Annotated in this window: 16 protein-coding genes; 3 read left to right on the top strand and 13 right to left on the bottom strand. The window is 58.2% G+C overall.

Going from position 1 to position 19166, the window contains the following annotated elements; translation table 11 throughout:
• Positions 1-327: 327 nt before the first annotated feature.
• The 5 genes from ABH912_RS05390 to ABH912_RS05370 are packed head-to-tail and all read right to left on the bottom strand — an operon-like array spanning position 328 to position 4625.
• Complete coding sequence (locus tag ABH912_RS05390; protein WP_429509917.1) at positions 328-786, bottom strand: REP-associated tyrosine transposase; 459 nt, start codon at positions 784-786, stop codon at positions 328-330.
• Between the two features lie 42 nt (positions 787-828).
• Positions 829-1914, bottom strand: a complete 1086-nt coding sequence (locus ABH912_RS05385; protein ID WP_429509916.1) for a polyamine ABC transporter substrate-binding protein — start codon at positions 1912-1914, stop codon at positions 829-831.
• 56 nt (positions 1915-1970) lie between these two features.
• Entirely contained in the window at positions 1971-2312 is a 342-nt protein-coding gene (locus tag ABH912_RS05380) for a cupin domain-containing protein (protein WP_033054953.1), read from the bottom strand.
• A gap of 43 nt (positions 2313-2355) precedes the next feature.
• Positions 2356-3759, bottom strand: coding sequence for an NAD(P)/FAD-dependent oxidoreductase (locus ABH912_RS05375; protein ID WP_429509912.1), 1404 nt, complete (start codon positions 3757-3759; stop codon positions 2356-2358).
• A gap of 50 nt (positions 3760-3809) precedes the next feature.
• Complete coding sequence (locus ABH912_RS05370; RefSeq protein ID WP_429509911.1) at positions 3810-4625, bottom strand: helix-turn-helix domain-containing protein; 816 nt, start codon at positions 4623-4625, stop codon at positions 3810-3812.
• A gap of 263 nt (positions 4626-4888) precedes the next feature.
• Here ABH912_RS05370 and ABH912_RS05365 point away from each other — a divergent pair, with 263 nt between their 5' ends.
• Positions 4889-5161, top strand: coding sequence for a DUF1652 domain-containing protein (locus ABH912_RS05365; RefSeq protein WP_008156356.1), 273 nt, complete (start codon positions 4889-4891; stop codon positions 5159-5161).
• Positions 5162-5227: 66 nt separating this feature from the next.
• Here the strand turns inward: ABH912_RS05365 and ABH912_RS05360 are convergent, their stop codons facing one another.
• A complete protein-coding gene (locus ABH912_RS05360) occupies positions 5228-7702 on the bottom strand; it encodes a UvrD-helicase domain-containing protein (protein WP_429509909.1) in 2475 nt (824 codons plus the stop codon).
• 280 nt (positions 7703-7982) lie between these two features.
• Here ABH912_RS05360 and ABH912_RS05355 point away from each other — a divergent pair, with 280 nt between their 5' ends.
• On the top strand, positions 7983-8678 hold the full coding sequence (locus ABH912_RS05355; protein ID WP_429509907.1) for a pirin family protein: 696 nt from the start codon (positions 7983-7985) through the stop codon (positions 8676-8678).
• Positions 8679-8740: 62 nt separating this feature from the next.
• Here the strand turns inward: ABH912_RS05355 and pgm are convergent, their stop codons facing one another.
• From pgm to ABH912_RS05335, 4 genes are all read right to left on the bottom strand, one after another.
• Positions 8741-10387: a phosphoglucomutase (alpha-D-glucose-1,6-bisphosphate-dependent) gene (gene pgm / locus ABH912_RS05350; protein ID WP_008156361.1), complete on the bottom strand. Its 1647-nt coding sequence runs from the start codon at positions 10385-10387 to the stop codon at positions 8741-8743.
• Positions 10388-10498: 111 nt separating this feature from the next.
• Positions 10499-11899: a PLP-dependent aminotransferase family protein gene (locus ABH912_RS05345; RefSeq protein ID WP_429509905.1), complete on the bottom strand. Its 1401-nt coding sequence runs from the start codon at positions 11897-11899 to the stop codon at positions 10499-10501.
• 67 nt (positions 11900-11966) lie between these two features.
• Complete coding sequence (locus ABH912_RS05340; protein ID WP_429509904.1) at positions 11967-13457, bottom strand: hypothetical protein; 1491 nt, start codon at positions 13455-13457, stop codon at positions 11967-11969.
• Positions 13458-14034: 577 nt separating this feature from the next.
• Complete coding sequence (locus tag ABH912_RS05335) at positions 14035-15057, bottom strand: zinc-dependent alcohol dehydrogenase family protein (protein WP_033054963.1); 1023 nt, start codon at positions 15055-15057, stop codon at positions 14035-14037.
• Positions 15058-15325: 268 nt separating this feature from the next.
• Between ABH912_RS05335 and ABH912_RS05330 the strand changes: the two genes are divergently transcribed.
• Complete coding sequence (locus tag ABH912_RS05330; RefSeq protein ID WP_008156370.1) at positions 15326-16243, top strand: LysR family transcriptional regulator; 918 nt, start codon at positions 15326-15328, stop codon at positions 16241-16243.
• 70 nt (positions 16244-16313) lie between these two features.
• Here the strand turns inward: ABH912_RS05330 and ABH912_RS05325 are convergent, their stop codons facing one another.
• The 3 genes from ABH912_RS05325 to ABH912_RS05315 are packed head-to-tail and all read right to left on the bottom strand — an operon-like array spanning position 16314 to position 19158.
• Positions 16314-17402, bottom strand: a complete 1089-nt coding sequence (locus tag ABH912_RS05325) for an ABC transporter ATP-binding protein (protein ID WP_429509902.1) — start codon at positions 17400-17402, stop codon at positions 16314-16316.
• Positions 17403-17434: 32 nt separating this feature from the next.
• Complete coding sequence (locus tag ABH912_RS05320) at positions 17435-18232, bottom strand: ABC transporter permease (RefSeq protein WP_033054965.1); 798 nt, start codon at positions 18230-18232, stop codon at positions 17435-17437.
• Positions 18229-19158: an ABC transporter permease gene (locus ABH912_RS05315; RefSeq protein WP_033054967.1), complete on the bottom strand. Its 930-nt coding sequence runs from the start codon at positions 19156-19158 to the stop codon at positions 18229-18231. The genes ABH912_RS05320 and ABH912_RS05315 overlap by 4 nt, the downstream gene beginning before the upstream one ends.
• Positions 19159-19166 lie beyond the last annotated feature (8 nt).

The following is a 19166-nucleotide window of genomic DNA, read 5'->3' as shown; positions in this document are numbered from 1 at the left end:
TTGTTCCTGCAAGTACCCGGAAACAATGCCTGTGCTGTCGAAATATTGTTTGTTAGATGGCGGTTTGCGCAAATTGTCTGACGATTTGTTATTTAAATATTAAATAGAGGTAAGTTTCTTTTTTGTCGATGGGGTCTCACTTTGAGTGAGTTATTAATATGAGTGCCAGCGCATTGATATCAGTTGGAGATTTGTTGGGGTTTAGGTTTTTACGACTGCTGCGCAGCCGAACGCAGCCTTCGGCAGCTGCTACACGGATTGTGGCGTACGCGAAACTTGTAGCAGCTGGCGCAGCCTGCGTTCGGCTGCGCAGCAGTCGTCAGATACTCACAACCAACACGCATCCCAAAGTGGGTAGTCATGAACCCGTGTCACCAGTCCCGCTCGAATCGGATTGGCCACGACATACCGGGCAAGATCCTTCACATCTTCCTCTCGCCGAACCGCACGATCGTGATACCCCTTTTGCCAGAGGCGCCCTCGCCGCCCTAACGCCTGATTGACCGCCAAGCCACTCCGGGATTTGACTCGGCACATCAGCTCCGCCAGCGTCTTGTCATGCAGCTGCACCAGGCAATGCATATGATCCGGCATCACAACCCACGTCAAAAAATCCGCCCAACCCTCCTCCTGCACCTGACGCAACTCCTGAACGACCAACCTCCCCAGTCGCCAATCAACAAAAAACGGCTGCCGTTGGTCAACGACAGCCGTTATCAAATAAATACGCCCTGGCTCAGAGAAGCGACCAATACGCAGATGACCAGCATTCAAGCAGACAGGCATTCCATTGCCTCCTAACCATTGAAAAGAGGCCAGGAATCTACCTCAACTCCCGGTACGAATCTTGTTCCAGACCCGCGTACGAACCCGGTCGATGTTCAGCGGCATCGCCTCCAGCGCAAACAATTTCCCCATCATCTCCGGGCTCGGGTAGACCTTGGTGTCGTTCTTGATCGCCGGGTCGATCAGGCTGTCGGCCTGTTCGTTACCGTTGGCGTAGTGCACGTAGTTGCTGATGCCGGCCATCACGTCCGGGCGCAGCAGGTAGTTCATGAAGGTGTAGCCGGCCTTTTCGTCCGGGGCGTCTACCGGCATGGCGACCATGTCGAACCAGATGGCGGCGCCTTCCTTGGGAATCGAATAGCCGATGTCGACGCCGTTCCTGGCTTCTTTCGCGCGGTTTTCGGCTTGCAGAATGTCACCGGAGAAGCCGACGGCCACGCAGATGTCGCCATTGGCCAAGTCGCTGGTGTACTTGGACGAGTGGAAATAGCTGACATACGGGCGGACTTTCATCAGCAACGCTTCAGCCTTTTTGTAGTCTTCCGGGTTTTTGCTGTGATGCGGCAAGCCCAGGTAGTTCAGTGCCGCCGGCAACAGTTCAGGACCGTTGTCGAGGATGGCCACGCCGCATTTCTGCAGCTTTTGCATGTTCTCGGGTTTGAAAATCAGGTCCCAGGAATCCACTGGCGCGTCAGCCCCCAACACGGCCTTGACCTTGGCGATGTTGTAACCGATGCCGGTGCTGCCCCAGAGGTACGGGAAGCCGTGTTCGTTGCCCGGATCGTTGGTTTGCAAGGCCTTGAGCAGCGCCGGGTTAAGGTTTTTCCAGTTCGGCAGTTGGCTCTTGTCGAGTTTCTTCAGCGCCACGCCTTGAATCTGCCGCGCCATGAAGTGGTTGGACGGGAAGACCACATCGTAGCCGGATTTGCCGGTCATCAATTTGCCGTCGAGGGTTTCATTGCTGTCGAAGACGTCGTAGCTGAACGCGATGCCGGTTTCTTTCTGGAAATTTTTGGTGGTGTCCGGGGCGATGTATTCCGACCAGTTGTAGATCTTGACGATCTCGGCCGCGTGGCCGAGGGTCGCGAAGAGCGCAAGTGGAGCCAGAGCCAGTGTCTTTCGGATCATGAGTCGATTCCTGTATGGGCTTGTTGTTATTGGCAGGCAATCAAAGGATCAAAAAATCAAAAAATCAGAACGTAGGTCTTGCGCACGGTTTCCTGGATATCCCAGATGCCGAGGCTGTTGGCTGGCAACATCAGTGCATCGCCGGCTTCTATGTGCAGGGTTTCACCGTCATCCGGGGTAAACGTGCAGCGCCCCTGGATGAAGTGACAGAACTCCTGGGCGACGATCTGCCGCCGCCAGCGGCCGGGCGTGCATTCCCAGACGCCGGTTTCGACGCCATCGTCGCGTTCGACACTGGTGGTCGAGGCCACTGCCACGGGCGTGCCCAGCGGCACGGCGACCGGATTCGATTCTTCCAGCTTCAGGGTTGCGGTGTTCTTGAATTGCGTGATGCTCATGGGAGTACCTGTCGATTGAGCCTAGAGATGAAGAGCGCACCGTTTACTGCATGAAACCTTCCATGAAACCGGCAATACCCGTGGCCAGTTTGCGACGCCAGGGTGCGGTGGCCGGATTGGCCAGGGTCTGGTCTTCGTGGACGAAGCTGCGGATGATCGCGTTGTAACCGAGCCAGCGGCAGGGCTCCGGCTCCCAGGCCCTGAGCGCGTCGAGCCCTCCCTGGATGACCCACGGCTGGCGAACCAGCTCGGTGTCGCGCTGAAGAATCAGGTCGGCCAGCGTCCGGCCACCCAGGTTGCTGGCACCGACGCCCTCCCCGCCATAGCCACCCGACAAGGCGATGCCGCTGGCCTGATCGCACAGCATGTGCGGCTTGAAACGTCGGGACATTCCCAGGTTGCCGCCCCAGGCATGGGTAATTCGCACGTTCTTGAGTTGCGGGAAGAGTTCGCCAAACAGATAACGCCGCAGCTCCACTTCGCTGGTGGTCAAGTCGAAGTCATGGCGCAACTTGGCAGCGAACTGGTAACCGCCCCGTGCGCCGAACACCAACCGGTTGTCAGCCGTGCGCTGACCGTAAGTGACCTGACGACTGCTTTCGCTGAAGGCCTGGCCGCGATTCAGGCCGATTTCGTCCCACGTGGCAGCGGATAGCGGCTCGGTGGCGACTATCAAGCTTTGCACCGGCAACTGATAACGTCCCAAGGGTGGCAAGGTGACCGAGTAACCTTCGACCGCCGGCACGATCCAATGGCTGCGAACCGAGGCTTTCGCCGTGCGCAGACCACCCGATTGCCACTGGGTGACCGGGCTGTTCTCGTAAATTCTGACGCCCATTTTCTCCACCGTCCGAGCCAGACCTCGCACCAACTTTGCCGGGTGAATGGTCGCGACGTGCGGTGCATAGATACCGCCATAAGGTTTGGCGATTCTGATCTGTTGCGCCAACTGCTTGGGGCTGAGCCAGCGGTAATCGTTTTCGGTCAATCCCTGGCGATAGAGCGTGTCGAGATAGTGCCGAAGACTGGCTTCCTGTTCCGGGTAGCGTGCCGCGCAATACAGCGCCCCACCTTTGCGGTAATCGCAGTCGATGTCTTCACGTTCAAGGACAATCCCGACTTCATCCGGAATGCCGTGCAGCAAATCGAACGAAGCCCGGCGCTGTTCGGGCGACAGGTCGGCGAGCAAGCGGTCTTCGCCCAGCACATTACCCATCAACCAACCGCCGTTACGCCCCGAGGCGCCAAAACCGGCGGTTTGCGCTTCAACGATGGCAATGCTCAGGTCGGGCGCCTGGCGCTTGAGGTAGTACGCGGTCCAGAGCCCGGTGTATCCCGCGCCAATGATTGCGACGTCGACGTCCAGATCCTGTTCCAGCGCCGGACGCGCCAATAATGGCTCGTCGAGTTGATCCATCCACAAACTGATAGTGCGCCACGCCGGCATGCAAGACTCCGCCACTCAAACTTCGATGGCGTCGATCCTAGTGCGTGGGCTTAGAGGCTGTCTTGCGCGCGTGCACGCAAAGAAATTTGTTTTACGTAGGCCTTGGGCGACTGGCCGGTGTGCTGACGGAAACAGCTATAAAACGCCGAAAGCGAATTGAACCCGGCGGCAAACGCCAGTTCGTCGATACGCAGTGGCGGCGTGGCGCTATCCAGTGTCGCGAGCAAATGCTGCAGGCGTGCCTGGTTGACGTATCGATAGAAGCTTTGGCCAAGCACCTGATTCAGCAGGTAGGAAATCTGATTGCGGCTATACCCGCACTCCTTCGCCACCCGTTGCAGGTCGAGTTCGGGATCGAGATAAGGTTGTTGGCGCTGAAAATACTGTTGCAAGTCTTCAGCCATGAAACTCAGCTGGCGTGCAGACAGCCCGAGTCGACTGACCGCCGGGCGTTGGCTGCTGGCGACCTTGCTGGAGGGCTGTTCATGCACCAGCGAGGCGTATTCGTTGACCCGCCAGATCAGTCCGTCGCGGACGGTAATCGCCTCGCTGGCCCGGAACGACACCAGGCCTTCACCGCCGCGAAGGGTTATACGGTACTGAATGAACGCCGTGTTGCCGTCCAGACGAATACGGTCCGAGTGCTCAAGGGCTTCATCGGGATCGCGGGGCATGCTGCTGCGCACGTATTCACGTAATTCGGACAGCCCCATCACACGATTCTGGAAAAAATCGCTGTACTGAATCTCTGGGTGATAGAGCGCCATCACTCCGTCCAGGTCCCGGTGTTTCCAGCGCAAGTGATAACGCATCACCGTGTCGCCCGTGGCCTGGGTTTGCAGCGGACCATCATCATCGGCGTGCATAAAGGACTCGGCGAGAAAAAGCCGAGCTTGCCGAAATTCCGTCTCAGCTTCAATGACCAACCCGTGGAGGCCAACGGTTGAACCCCGGCCATTACAGTGACCTGCATCAAAAAAACTGAACCAATCGCTAAACGGCCTGAAAAATCCACATTAATTTCACATCTGGATGCTACTTTTAAAGGCAGTCACCGGTTGAGCCATTGAAGGCTCTTCCCTCCTAACATGAGCTAAAGGAAGCGCTCGATGAATGAGGCGGGCTACATATGAATAAAGGGTTCAGTAAAGTCACCTTTCCAAACGCCTGCCAGCTGATGCGCTGGCATTTTCATCCCATGGGTTTCGAGGCGAGCATGGATGCGCCGGGCAGCATGATTGCCCGTCTGTTTGACCGTGCCAGTGGCGAGACCATGATCGCCATCGCCGGCATTCCTTGCGCGACGGTAATGAATGCTGCGGATGTAGAACGCATAATCGAAGCGGTGGAAGATGAGCTTGAGGCATTCATTCCGCCAGCCGCCCTCAGGAGCTATGCCTGAAGGCTGAACACTCAACAACAAGCCCACATTAAGTGGGCTTTTTTGTGCGCGACGATTTTTTACGGTTCACGCCGATGTCTTGCCCTGCCGGTGATCGGCAAAGAACGCCTTGCCCTTGCCGATCCGATCGGAAGCTTTAGGCATGTTGGCTGCTTGGGTGTCTTGCCCATCGACATACCAGTAGCAATGACTCACCGCCCGAGTGATGCCGACGTAAGCCAGTCGCAGGATCTCGTCTTTTTGTGCGCTGTCATACGCTTCGCTGTCGCCTGACTTGCCCAGACCTGCCATGCGGTAGACCTGGTTCTTGTACGGTGAACTGGTCAGGTGCTGACAGTCACCCAGCAGGAACACCGCGTCAGCCTGAAGTCCCTTGGCGCTGTGATACGTCAGTTGCTTGAGCCGTCGCGCTTCGTACGGCAAGCTAGAATCCACATTAACTACAGACTGAATATGCTCTTCTATCAATGACTTATCGCTACTTTTTCGATAAAGCATCAAGATTGAATCGCCCTTTCTGTAGTGTTCCATCAGGCGTTTGGCCATGCCTTGATCGTCGCGATCGAGAACGTTAACCGGCAGCAATGCCTTCGGCTCGCCACTGGCCTTGGCCTTCTTGCCTGCGATTGCCGGTGCCGCACGAACGATGTGTTCGGCGGCATCGATGATGTGCTGATGGCTGCGATAGTTGTCGCTCAGCATGACCTTGGTGGTGCTCGGCGAAGGGAATTCCTTGTTGAATTCCATGAAGTACGTCGGCGAACTGCCCCGCCAGCCATAGATGGACTGCCAGTCATCGCCGACACAGAGCAACGACGAACGTTGTGCGCCGCGCCCTACGTGCATGGCGGGCCCGCGACTGCGGATTTCCGTCAGGCTCGCGCGAATCCAGGAAACGATCTGCGGTGAGACGTCCTGAAATTCGTCGATCATCAAGTGCGACATCGGCCTGAGCAGCTCATCGCTCAGCAGCTTCAGGTTTTCCGGCGAATGTTCGCTGAACAAGGCGAACATCCGGTTGTAGGTCATCACCGGTGGTTTCTGATCAAGCAGATGATCTTCCAGCGCTCGCCAGTACAGGCTCAAGGCCTCGAAGAAAAACCGGTCCGGGTCGTCCTTGGCAAAACTCATCTGGCCCACGGCATGGGGTACATCCAGGCCAAGGTTTTCGATAAATCCGGCGGCAGCGACAAAACAGTCCAGTAACGGCGCAGAGCTAAGCTCACCCTTGACCTTGTAATCGAAGCCCGGCCCGGCACTGGCATCGCCTCCCAGAGAGGCCAATACACGTTTTGACGACTCGTAACTATCCAGCCATATCAATGGCTTACGACAGAAAGCTTGAAACAGAGTGCGCTTGACCGCCCATTCCGCGCGCACGCTCAATTTGGCATTGGGGCGGCTGACCTGCGGGTTTTCCCGGGGATCGAACCCCAGCACCACCCAAGCGTCGAGGCTAGGAATATAGCCATGGCAATGAAACGTTGAGCCGTTGATTTCGAACGTCTGGCGCTTCGGCTCGATGCCTTTGATTGGCCAGGCACCCGCGCGAAACCACAAATCTTCGATAGCGTCGCAGAGTTCTTCATCACGCTTGGCGGCGAGTTCGGTCACGGCCATGCGCTTCTGTACGTCCGGGTGATCGCGTTCCAACTCCTTGAGCTGCAGCGCGTGACGGGACAATGGCTTGATCAATTCGCGGAAACGCTCATCACGGGTGTGCAGCTTGTGATAGCAGGCGTTGAGTTGTTGGCGCTGGGCGTCGTTGATGCGCAAGTCGAAAGGATTGCTGTCGACCTCCTCATCGCCGTTTTGCGGACGGTGACTGAGGTTTTCGAAAGCTTGCAACCGCTCGAAGCCCGGCAGGCTGCGAACCATCGGCAGGATTCGCGAATGGAAGGTGCGCACCAGTTCACGCGCTTCTTTGAAACTGAGCGACCGGCCCCAGAGTGCGAACAGCTCGATCAGTTTGTTGATGAAGTCTTTGCGCGATTCACGGGTAAAGGTCACCACCGTCATCGAACTCAGCTCGAACCCCAGATAATGGGTCAGCAGCAAAATGCGCAACACCAACGTGGTCGACTTGCCCGCACCCGCGCCGGCAATCACCGAGGTCGAGGGCGTGTCGCTGAAGATCATTTTCCACTGTGCGGCGCTGGGCTGGGCGCGCGCTGGCAGCAGTCGTGCGACATCCGTCTTCATGCGCTTCTTCAACTCGGCGCTCAACGGCAGACGCCAATCGTCGAACAGATTCTCGTCAACGTTGGGTGGCCGGTGTTCGGTCGAGCGCGAGTCGCGGATCAGCAATACCTGCCGGCCTTCCTCCAACCCTTCAAGTTTGCCTTCCTTATAGCCGTAATCCACCCCGGCACTGTGCCCACTGCGAAAGCCGTCAGCCTGGCCGTGCAGCCAGGATGCCCGGTGTTGTGCGCGCAGACGCGTCAGGCCATGACCAAAGAACCGGGCGGCCAGACGCTTGAGCAGCGGCATCTCGGCCAGGGGACGAAGTTCAGGAGGAAGATCGGGGGTGTGTTGCGGCACGCGGGCTGACTCCAGGGTGTGAGGCTGTTGAGGGCTATGGTGTCTGCATTTGCCGTTCAGTTCTAGTGAAATGCTTACAGGTCATTGGCTTATGCGATGAAGTGAAGGTTGGGTGAGAATCTTTCGAGGTCATTTGATATCAAATTATTCGATTGTATTGAGGCATTTTTTACGCTTTTTATCGATCAGTGCCTGATAGATGATGCTCGCCATCAACCACCGGTTCGCGCTTCGTGGCTCAGGCGCTCTGCCCCATGACGAACCTTTTCAGGAGACGATCATGCTTGAACTCAGACCCTTCAAATCCTTGGGCAGCGCCAACCATGGCTGGTTGGATGCTCACCACCACTTTTCGTTCGCCGAATACCATGACCCAAAACGCATGAACTGGGGCAACCTGCGGGTGTGGAACGACGACGTGATTGCCTCTGGCACCGGGTTCCCGAAACACCCGCACCGGGACATGGAAATCATCACTTATGTCCGTGAAGGCGCAATCACTCACGAAGACAACCTGGGCAACAAGGGTCGTACCGAAGCGGGCGACGTTCAGGTCATGAGCGCCGGCACCGGGATCGCCCACAGTGAATACAATCTGGAAGCGACCGAAACCAAGATCTTCCAGATCTGGATAATCCCGAACGAAACCGGTCTGGCACCGTCCTGGGGCGCCAAGCCCTTCCCCAAAGGCCAGCGCGAAGGTTTCGTGACACTGGCAAGCGGCAAGGCCGGCGACGATCAAAGCCTGCGGATTCGAGCCGATGCGCGATTGGTGGCCGCGAACCTGAAGGCTGGTGAATCTGCCGAGTATCACCTGGACAATGGCCGTCGCGCCTATCTGGTACCGGCCACCGGTATCATTGAAGTCAATGGCTTGCGCGCACAAGCTCGAGACGGTATTGCGGTTGCCGATGAGCAGGTGTTGCGGGTGACTGCGATCGAAGACAGCGAAATTGTCCTGGTGGACCTGGCTTGATCGGGTAAACGCGGGGCAAAAAAAGGGGCGACCGTCATGGTCGCCCCTTTTTACATTCTGGATTACTTCGCAGAGATCGCGCCGTCCACCAGTGTTTGCGCTTCTGCCACCAATTGCTTGAGGTGTTCGTCACTGACGAAGCTTTCAGCGTAGATCTTGTAAATGTCTTCGGTGCCCGACGGACGCGCCGCGAACCAGCCGTTCTCAGTCATGACTTTCAGACCGCCGATCGCCTGGTCGTTACCCGGTGCGTGACTGAGGATGCTCTGGATCGCTTCGCCCGCCAGTTGGGTCGAGGTGACCTGATCCGGCGACAACTTGCTCAGCAGTGCTTTCTGCTCGGGATTGGCCTTGGCATCGACGCGCACCGAGAACGGTTCGCCCAGTTCATCGGTCAAGGCGCGATAGGCCTGGCTTGGGTCGCGGCCGGTGCGGGCGGTCATTTCTGCTGCCAGCAGTGCCGGGATCAAGCCGTCCTTGTCGGTGCACCAGACGCTGCCATCCTTGCGCAGGAACGAAGCACCGGCACTTTCTTCGCCGCCAAAGCCCAGAGAGCCGTCGAACAGGCCGTCAGCAAACCACTTGAAGCCGACCGGTACTTCGTACAGGCGACGCCCCAGACGTTTGGCCACGCGATCGATCAAACCGCTGCTGACCACGGTTTTGCCCACGGCCGCATCGGCGCGCCATTGCGGACGGTTCTGGAACAGATAGTCGATCGTTACGGCGAGGTAGTTGTTCGGCGCGAGCAAACCACCGGACGGGGTCACGATGCCATGGCGATCGTGATCCGGGTCGCACGCGAATGCTACGTCGAAACGCTCTTTCAGACCGATAAGGCCCTGCATGGCGTGAGTGGACGATGGGTCCATGCGGATCTGACCATCCCAGTCGACCGTCATGAAGCGGAAGGTCGGATCGACCTGTTTATTGACCACTTCCAGATCCAGACGGTAATGCTCGGCAATCGCCGACCAGTAGCGCACCCCGGCGCCGCCCAGCGGATCGACACCCAGACGCAGCTTGGCATCACGGATGGCGTCGAAGTCGATCACGTTAATCAGGTCGGCGACGTAAGTATTGAGGTAATCGTGACGATGGGTCGTGCTGGCCTTCAGCGCCTGCTCGTAGCTGATGCGTTTGACACCGGCGAGCTTGTTGCTCAGCAGTTCGTTGGCCTTGGCTTCGATCCACTTGGTGATGTGGGTATCGGCTGGGCCACCGTTGGTAGGGTTGTATTTGTAGCCACCGCTTTGCGGCGGATTGTGAGACGGCGTAATGACGATGCCGTCCGCCAGGCCCGACGTGCGTCCGCGGTTGTAGCAAAGAATGGCGTGGGAAATGGCCGGTGTCGGGGTGTATTCGTCACCTTCGGCGATCATAACCGTCACGCCATTGGCGGCCAGCACTTCAAGGGCACTGGCGCCGGCCGGGGTGGACAGCGCGTGGGTGTCGATGCCGACGAACAGCGGGCCGTCGATGCCCTGGGCTTCGCGGTACAGGCAGATCGCCTGGCTGATCGCCAGGACGTGCCATTCGTTGAAACTCAAGTCGAACGAGCTGCCTCGGTGCCCGGACGTGCCAAAAGCTACGCGTTGGGTCGAAATGGCGGCATCGGGCTGGCCGGTGTAATAGGCCGTCACCAGTCGCGGGATGTCGACCAACAGTTCTACCGGTGCCGGTTTGCCCGCAAAAGGACTGAGTGTCATGCAAAACCTCTGAAGTCGAGTGGTTCAGGAATAGGAACGCAGTTTACTGGCAGTTCGACCGCAACGCGATGGGATCGATCCATGAGTGTCACGCGGCGTGTGTGGCCCCGTTCAATCGATCGACTCCAGACGCAAGGCGTCCCCTAACCAGCCCATTGCCGCGGCAAGGTCGTGATCACCGCCGAAGGTGTGACTCAGGCGCAAGTGTTGCGCGTGCAGGCCCTGGAGACTGAACAGCTCTCCCGGTGCGATCACCACCTGGTGCTTGAGCAGGCGCTGGAACACCCGACGCACATCGACCTGGCGCAGCGAACGCACCCAGATGGTTGCACCACCCTGAGGTTCGACAAAGTGCAAGGCATCGCCAAGACGCTCCTGCAACAGCTGCGTCATCTGCACCTTGCGATCCTTGAGCATCCGCCGCAATACCTGAAGGTGCTGATCGACACGTCCGTTGCCGTACAAGCGAGCGATGGCCTTCTGGCGAATCGGAGACAAGCGGAACGACCGCAGCAGAAAGTACCGTTGCAGCTCAGCACTGAAATGCCGCGACAGCAGATAGCCATATGGCGCTTCCGGCCCGATGATTTTCTCGAAGGTGGAAAACACGATCAGCCGATCGGGGTCCAGCAGGTCGCGAAACCGCTGGCCGTCCGGTTCGAATCCGAGTTCGCCGTAGCAGTCGTTTTCCAACACCCAGCTGCCATGTCGCTCCAGCAACTGCGCGACGACTTGTCGGTTGTCGTCGGGTGCCAGGCTGCCTCGCGGCATGTTCAGCCCGGATGAAACCATCACCAGCCGCACCGGCTCGGTCTCCAGCAGCTCCTTGAGCCATTCGACGTCCAGGCCACCGCTGGATTGCACCGCCAGCTCGATCACTCGCACCTGCGCCGCCTGGAGCAACCGCAGAATCGCCCAGTCGCACGGCGACTCGACCAACACCGTGGCGTCCTTGAGATTCAACACAGCAATCAGTATTTCCAGCACGCCACGCAGGTCGGCGCCAATATAGACATCGTCGGCATGCCAGCAGCGCAACGGCGAGGTGGTGTAGCGCGCTGCCAGGGCAATGCGCAACTCCGGTTCGCCGCAAGGTTGCGATGCCGGTTGCGGCTGACGCGGATACTGGCGCAGCAGTTCTCGCTCCAGCAGTAACAACGGACTGTCGAGGGGTTGCAACAACGCCGGTTCATCGGCGCTCAAGACCAGCATTCCGGGGCGTCTGGCGTTGACATAAACGGTTTCGAGCAGGTCGTTGCCACTGCTGAGCGTGCTGATGGAGGACACCGGTAACGCGTAATAGCCGGACTTGGCCACCGAATAAACGCGCCCTTCCTTCTCCAGAAGCGAATAAGCGTACTGAATGGTCGAGATCGACACGCTCAGACGCTCCGCCAACTGTCGCAACGAAGGCAGACGGACTCGTGTGTCACTGACCGGTTCGTTGATCAAGTTGGTCAGATATCGGTACACAGCCTGATACGCGAAGTCAGTTTCTCGTGGCCCTTTCATGGTCGAGGGCCGAATGCCATGTGAACGTCATCACGCATCGTCAAGAAATCTGTCAAACCACGCACTTTCAGCGCCCCGCTGACCAGTCATCCGCCACCGCCGTGTCGTCGTCATAGTCGCCTGCTTCGGCTTGCAAACCCGCGCCGCCGAGTTCCGGGGCGCCTGCCCTGCCCTCATCCGCAGACACCGGGCCCATGCGGTAAAGCGTGCCGATCAAGCTGACAGGCAATCCGCTGACGTCAGTCATCCATTGCAGGACCTGCTCCGGCACCGGATTGCCCTGCATTGCCCGGTGCAGATCAGGCATCGCCACGAGCATGCCGGGGTGACACTGGCGCAGAAAACGCTCAAGCGCCGCGCCATTCTCGACGAAAGGTGAAAAGAGCAGGCACACCAGTTGAGCTTCGCTCAGGCCAAGTTTTTTTTGAGCCTCAGCCGCTGCCAGAACGCGCTGCTCGGCCCACGTTGCCGGATTGCCGAACGCCTCTACCGCCTGTTCGCACAACCGTTCCGCCAGTTGTTTGCGCCGCATCATCACCAATGCCCGTTGCAGGTATTCGGCGACACCCGTCTCGTAGCCGCGGCCGTGCACGAAGCACGACTGCAAACCCTGCATGTGTGCAGAGATAGAAAGGCTGACGTACTCGTTGTCGCTGAGCTGAGCCGCCAGTTCGTCAGGTTGAAAACCGAGAAACTCCGTGAGCAGCGGCCAACGCTCTTCCAGGTTGCTGACCAGCATGTCGTGAATGTCGATGTACGTGGCGCGACGACAGGCCTCAAATCGTTCGGCCGGACGCCACGCCACCTGGTCATGCTCCGCATAAAAAGCGCGGTAGCAGTCGCTGCCCAGCTCATCGAGCAGCGCGAAAAGCTGCTCATAGCCGGTTTCGTGGTGATTCGAGGTCTTAAGCCCGGCCTTGGAGGCAGCACGTTTCAAGCCGTCGAGAAACTGCTTCTGCTGACGAGGTGAGTCGCTGCTGACCAATGCATCGACACCGCTGTCCCAACGCGCTATTTGCCCATAGAACTCGCCGGTGGCCAGATAGCCGTCGTCCCACAGATCAAGCGGCCCGCTCCAGGCGCGACGATGACCCACCATCAAAAGATTGAGCCGATTCGACTCACGGCCGCCTTCGGAAATCGGCGTCAGGTGGCTGAACGGCAGGACTTCCCGGTTATCAACCATCAACACTTCGACCCGAGGATCGTCGTAGAGGAACAAGGCGCTGTAGCTTCGATGAATGTTTTCCAGGGCCGTCGGGGTTGCGTCGTTCAAACGCAAGGATGCCACCCGCAACTGGAATGTCGCAGGCGCCCGGCCGGCGATACTCAGCTGGGCCGCGCGCAGCAGCGCCAGTGTGTAACAACTGTCGCGGGACCCGGACTGAATCGCCAAGACCTTGTACTCGCCAATACGCTCCATGCCCCCGGCGGCCACCACCAGTCGCTGAATCATCAGTTGCAATGCCGTGCGCTCGGCACGCGAGAAGAAACTCAGCAATCGCTGCAGCACTTGTTGATAGACATAGTTCATTGCTTGGTCATGGATATTGGTCATCTTTATTTACCTGATGCTTGTAAGTTCGATATCGCGCCAACAACGACACGCATTGCGCAATGGGTTGCTTGCCACGATTGAAGTACTGGACGCTATTGCCAAATGCTAGCACTTAAGCTTTTAGTAATTATTTGAAATAACTGGAAGTCTCCCCTGCTCCCGCCAGAGACAGATGGTCGCCAACCCCCGTATAACCGGCCTCTTGCGGTTGCGAGCGACGTCCTAGGAAATGTCCGACAGCGTCCCACAGACAATTAGCACAAGAAATAGAGAAAGAAGTCACCCATGTTTTTTTGGTAACTGCGCAACGACGAACTATTGGTCGGATATGTATTAACAGTGTGTATTGAAAAGTATCAAGCCGATACCCAGCCATGACTCATTCCTTGAGATGAAAGTAATCATTCAATTATCAAGGCTTATATGATGATTAGAAGATACAGATCGAGAGCAAAAACCAGTTCAGTTGCTGAACTGACCCATTGACGGGGCAATGGGACGTCTCATTTTGGCAGGTGCTGAAAACAGAAGAGTCCGTGGGGGCACGGACTCTTGCAGAGGGGGTTACATGAAGGGTTTATGCAGGTTCGACCTGGAGGGCGACCCGTTCGCGGCATGGGCATTCGTCCATGTAGCGGTGTGCTTCGACAAACTCGGAAAACGGGAAGACCCGAGTCTTGAGCGGCAGCAGCACGCGATCGGCAGTCATCTGGTTGATGTCGCGCAAGGCGCGTTGCAGTGCGACCTGGTCCTGGATGATGCCCAGTTCAGGCTTGCCGGTGAAGTTGCCGATGCAATGCACAAAGAACTGGATGTTCTTCTGGAACGCTGCGCAGGCCGGGAATGGCGTCTGGTTGCCACCTTGCAGGCCGTACAGCACGAGGCTGCCGCGAGGTGCAAGCACATCGCCAAGCAATGACATCTGTGGACCGCCGAGACCGTCGAACACGACGTCTACACCGCGATTGTCAGTGATCTTGTTGATCCGCATCAGCAGATCTTCTTCCTCGGTGACGATGACTTTCTCGGCACCCAGCGACAGCAGGTATTCACGTTCGTCAGCTGTCTTGGTGGCGGCAATCACCCGTACACCCAAGGCCTTGCCCAGCTGTACAAAGGACGGACCTGCACAGTGACTGGCGTCGGTGACCAAGGCAAACTGCCCAGGCTTGACCCGTGCCAGGTCGGCATAAGCGAAGTAAGCGATCAGCAGCGGCGTGTAATGCACGCTGGCTTCGATCGGGCTGAGCACGTCGGGGTAACGGGTCAGTGCCGAGCGCGGCAGAACGATCTGTTCGCCGTAGACCGGATAATCGTTGGGGCTTTCAGCCGGGAAGCTGGCGACCTTGTCGCCGACTGCCAGATCATCGACGCCTTCGCCGACCGCCGTCACGACGCCGGACATTTCATGGCCAAGGCCTGAAGGCAGACGAGCGTGGGATGAGGCCAGGTTCTGGCGCCAGAGAATGTCGTACCAGCTGATGCCAATCGCCTCGACACGCACCTGCACTTCGCCCGGCGCAGGGAGAGCGGCCGCATGCTCTTCGCATTTGAGCACCTCGGCTGGACCAAACTTGTGAAAACGGATCGTGCGGGACATCGCAAACCTCGTCAAAGAAACCTCTAATGCCATGAACTCTATCTGGGCTTTCTACCCAAGACTATCAGTGGCTATTAATAGTCGACATGCCTGTCATTGATTCCGCAGCGACGGTGACATTCGCAAATGTCGTGAAAACCGAAGCGCCCTTTCAGGAAAAACTGAATTACTCGGTGCAGAGTAGCAGCCTTTCCCCGTAATATTCATGCCGGCCATTGTTCTCATATGGCCGCTCTCGTCAAGCTTGATGACTCTGCCAGGACTCCAGATGAATCGTAATGACCTGCGTCGTGTCGACCTGAACCTGTTGATCGTTTTCGAAACATTGATGCACGAACGCAGTGTGACCCGCGCTGCGGAGAAATTGTTCCTCGGCCAGCCGGCCATCAGTGCGGCGCTCTCGCGCCTGCGCGGGCTGTTCGATGATCCGTTGTTCGTGCGTACCGGTCGCAGCATGGAACCGTCCGCCCGGGCGGTGGAAATCTTCGCCCTGCTCTCTCCTGCGCTGGATTCGATTTCCACCGCAGTCAGCCGTGCGGCAGAGTTCGACCCGGCCACCAGCACCGCGGTATTTCGCATCGGTCTGTCGGACGATGTCGAGTTCGCGTTGCTGCCGATGCTGCTCAAGCGCCTGCGTGCCGAATCTCCGGGGATCGTGCTGGTGGTGCGTCGGGCCAACTACATCCTGATGCCGAGCCTGCTGGCCTCGGGCGAAATTTCCATCGGCGTCAGCTACACCGCCGACCTGCCGGCCAACGCCAAGCGCAAAGTACTGCGCCGCAGCATGCCAAAGCTATTGCGGGCCGACACCGTGCCAGGGCCGTTGAGCCTGGATGATTTCTGCGCTCGGCCCCATGCGCTGGTGTCGTTCGCCGGCGACCTGAGCGGCTTTATAGATGAAGAACTGGAAAAGCTCGGACGCAAACGACATGTGGTGCTCGCGGTGCCGCAATTCAACGGACTCAGCACGCTCATCAGCGGGACTGATATTGTCGCGACCGTGCCGGATTACACGGCTGAAGCGTTGACCGCGGCCGGCGGTGTCCGGGCTGAAGACCCGCCGTTGCCGGTGCGCAGCTTTGAATTGCACATGGCCTGGCGCGGGTCGCAGGATAATGATCCGGGTGAGCGTTGGTTAAGGTCGCGGATTCAGATGTTCTTTGGGGATCCGGATAGCCTGGCATAAAGGGCCATCCGAATGTCCGCGCGAGCCCTGCATCCGCATGTCCGATTGGCGACAGCCGGGTGACCGATCCTCAGTCGCCGCGCAGAATCAGCGCATGTGCATCGTCCCACTCAGCGAAGATTTCCTGGCCACAGTGCATATTAAGCAGGCTGTAATCGGCATGCGGTTTCTGCACTTGCAGCTCGAGCCCGCCGCTGGCTTCGAGGTAAATGTTTACCATCGAGCCGATGAATTCTTCACCGACCACGGTGCAGGCCAGCCGGTTGCGCCGCACAGATTGCGCGGTCAGGTCGATGTACTCGGCGCTGATGCAAACAGCGACACGCTCGCCGGGGGCGACCGACTTCCCCTCCGGCAGCCGTGCCAGGAATCCGCCTTGGTTCGAATCGAGACGGACCAATCCCCCGTGATCGAAGCCGACGACCGTGCCGTACAGAATGTTTTTACCGCCAACGAATTCGGCGACGAAACGGTTGTGTGGTTCCAGGAAAACCTCCTGGGGCGAACCTATCTGTTCAACCCGGCCCTGACTCATAATCACCACGCGATCGGCCATCGCAAACGCTTCGGACTGACTGTGGGTGACGTAGACGAAGGTGATGCCAAGGTCTTTCTGGAGCCCGGTCAGCACGCCTTGCATGCGTACGCTCAAATGCGCATCGAGCGCGCTCAGCGGCTCATCCAGTAGCAGGATCGGCGGTTCGGTGACCAGCGAACGAGCGAGCGCCACGCGTTGGCGCTGACCGCCGGAGAGCAGGCTGATATCGCGAGTAGCGAAGTCCTGCAGTCCAAGCCGCTCAAGCCAGAGCAGCGCTTTCTTGCGGCGCTCAGCCTTGGCCATGCCCCTCATTCGCAAACCGAACTCGACATTATCGAGCACGTTGAGAAACGGGAACAACGCCAGGTTTTGCCAGACCAGCGGCGTTTCCCGCTCCCAGGAGCTGAGGTCGTTGATACGCTCACCATTGAGTCGAATTTCGCCCTCGCTAGGTTTATCGAGGCCCGCCAGCATGCGCAGCGTTGTGGTTTTGCCGCAGCCACTCGACCCCATGATCGCGACGAACTCGCCTTTGTAAATTTCCAGGTTCATACGCTCGACGGCCTGGTAGCTGCCGAAATGCTTGACCACGTTGTCGAAAACCACCAGCGGTTGAGTCATGGCTTCATCCTCGGAAGATTGTCAGGGTGGTATCAGGCGCTCGCAGGCTTGCGCCGCCGCATCAATAGAAGTTGCGCGAGGATCACCAGGGTCATGGTCGTTATAAATACGATCGTGCCGATCGCGTTGATGGTCGGGCTCACTTGCCCTTGCAACGTGTTGAGGACGCGCACGGGCACCGTCTCGTTAAGCCCCGACACAAACCAGGCGACGGCAAACTCATCGAAGGACACGGCCATGGTCACAAACAGCGCGGCGAACAGGCTTGGCGCGGTGAATGGCAGGATCACATACCGCATGGCTTTCCACTGACTGGCACCCAGGTTCCAGGCCGCGGCCTCGATGTTGGGGTCCATCTGCGCCAGACGCATCCTGATCACCGCCATCGCGAAAGGCGCGCACATCACGATGTGGCTGATCATCACCGCGTAGATCTCTCCGGAAAGTCCGACCCGCGACAGAAAAGCCAGCATCGCCAGCCCCATGATCACCACTGGGATAGTGGGCGGCAGCATCGCGAGCGCCATGTACATCGACTTGCCGAAGAACTGGTAGCGAAAGTCGGTGTAGGCCGCGGTGAAGCCAAGCAGAGTCGAGACCAGCGAAACGACCACACCCACCGTGAGACTGTTCTTGAATGCCTGCCAGACTGCCGGGTCGGCGGCGATAGCTTCGTACCAGTGCAGGCTGAATCCACCCAGGGGCAAGGACGGGAAACGGTCGATGTTGAACGAGAACACGAAGCTGCCGGCAATGGGCGTGAAGATGAACATGAACACCAGCACGACAAAGCAGCGCAGCAGGAAGTTAATCAAGCGATGCTCGTTCATGCGCGCCTCCGGTAAGCGAATCGAACCGCGCCAAAAGCCGCGATGAGCAGCGTTACGATCATCATCGTGGCGATCACCGCGGCGCGCGGCCACTGTTGACCGGACTTGGTGGTGTCAGTGATCAGCGTGCTCAAGGTCGGCGGCTGCCCCCCGCCCAGGTAGAGCGGGCTCACGAAGTCACCGAAGGTCAGGATGAAGCAGAACAGTGCCGCAACGACAATGCCGATTCGCGCCGACGGAATCACCACCAGCCACACTGTTCGCAGCCTTGCGCAGCCGAGGTTGTGCGCAGCCTCGATCAACGAGCGATCGATGTACATCAGGCTGAACAGTTGCAGCAACACCACCAGTGGCAGGCACAGCGTGAAGTAGCCGACGTAGGTGCCGAACGTGGTGTTCAGCATCGCAAACGGCTCCAGTCCGATCAGGCCAAGCGCGGCGTTGAAAATGCCGTTATCGCTAAGGAACACCTGCCACGAATAGGTTCGCACCAGGTAACTGGTGAAGAACGGCGTGATCAGCAGCAACACCAGCAACTGCTTTGTCGACTCGCGGAACTTGAAGGCAATCGCGTAGGCACAGGGAAATGCCACCAGGCTGACCAGCACGGTGGCGCCCGCCGCCATTGCCAGGGTATGCACGTAGGCGTCCCAAAAGAAGCCGCGGCTGAGCATGTAGCTCCAATTCAGCCATTCGAACGTCGGCACCATTCGAAAATTGCGCACCACCCAGAAGCTGATTGCCACCAAAAATGCCAGCGGGAATAAAAAGAAGATCAACTGCCAGATCAGGATCGGCATCGAGAAACTGAGGCCGTACCAGGGCATGCGGAAAACCTTCTTGCCAGCGCGCTGACGCATCGACCTCTCGGCAACAGCGTTATCGGTGAGCACCGGCGGCGAAATCTTTAATTTGTCTGACAGCATTGCGATCA

This window comes from Pseudomonas sp. BT76 TE3572, from assembly GCF_050435365.1.
Classification (GTDB): Bacteria; Pseudomonadota; Gammaproteobacteria; order Pseudomonadales; family Pseudomonadaceae; genus Aquipseudomonas; species Aquipseudomonas fluorescens_W.
The sequence above is the reverse complement of the archived record's forward strand: the minus strand, read 5'-3'. Positions and strand labels throughout refer to the sequence as shown.

Coding starts and splice junctions, on each gene's coding strand:
- ABH912_RS05380 (WP_033054953.1), bottom strand. CDS start 2,312: ATGAGCATCACGCAATTCAAGAACACCGCAACCCTGAAGCTGGAAGAA.
- ABH912_RS05335 (WP_033054963.1), bottom strand. CDS start 15,057: ATGTCCCGCACGATCCGTTTTCACAAGTTTGGTCCAGCCGAGGTGCTC.
- ABH912_RS05325 (WP_429509902.1), bottom strand. CDS start 17,402: ATGACTCAACCGCTGGTGGTTTTCGACAACGTGGTCAAGCATTTCGGC.
- ABH912_RS05355 (WP_429509907.1), top strand. CDS start 7,983: ATGCTTGAACTCAGACCCTTCAAATCCTTGGGCAGCGCCAACCATGGC.
- ABH912_RS05320 (WP_033054965.1), bottom strand. CDS start 18,232: ATGAACGAGCATCGCTTGATTAACTTCCTGCTGCGCTGCTTTGTCGTG.
- pgm (WP_008156361.1), bottom strand. CDS start 10,387: ATGACACTCAGTCCTTTTGCGGGCAAACCGGCACCGGTAGAACTGTTG.
- ABH912_RS05340 (WP_429509904.1), bottom strand. CDS start 13,457: ATGACCAATATCCATGACCAAGCAATGAACTATGTCTATCAACAAGTG.
- ABH912_RS05390 (WP_429509917.1), bottom strand. CDS start 786: ATGCCTGTCTGCTTGAATGCTGGTCATCTGCGTATTGGTCGCTTCTCT.
- ABH912_RS05385 (WP_429509916.1), bottom strand. CDS start 1,914: ATGATCCGAAAGACACTGGCTCTGGCTCCACTTGCGCTCTTCGCGACC.
- ABH912_RS05315 (WP_033054967.1), bottom strand. CDS start 19,158: ATGCTGTCAGACAAATTAAAGATTTCGCCGCCGGTGCTCACCGATAAC.
- ABH912_RS05345 (WP_429509905.1), bottom strand. CDS start 11,899: ATGAAAGGGCCACGAGAAACTGACTTCGCGTATCAGGCTGTGTACCGA.
- ABH912_RS05330 (WP_008156370.1), top strand. CDS start 15,326: ATGAATCGTAATGACCTGCGTCGTGTCGACCTGAACCTGTTGATCGTT.
- ABH912_RS05375 (WP_429509912.1), bottom strand. CDS start 3,759: ATGCCGGCGTGGCGCACTATCAGTTTGTGGATGGATCAACTCGACGAG.
- ABH912_RS05365 (WP_008156356.1), top strand. CDS start 4,889: ATGAATAAAGGGTTCAGTAAAGTCACCTTTCCAAACGCCTGCCAGCTG.
- ABH912_RS05370 (WP_429509911.1), bottom strand. CDS start 4,625: ATGCACGCCGATGATGATGGTCCGCTGCAAACCCAGGCCACGGGCGAC.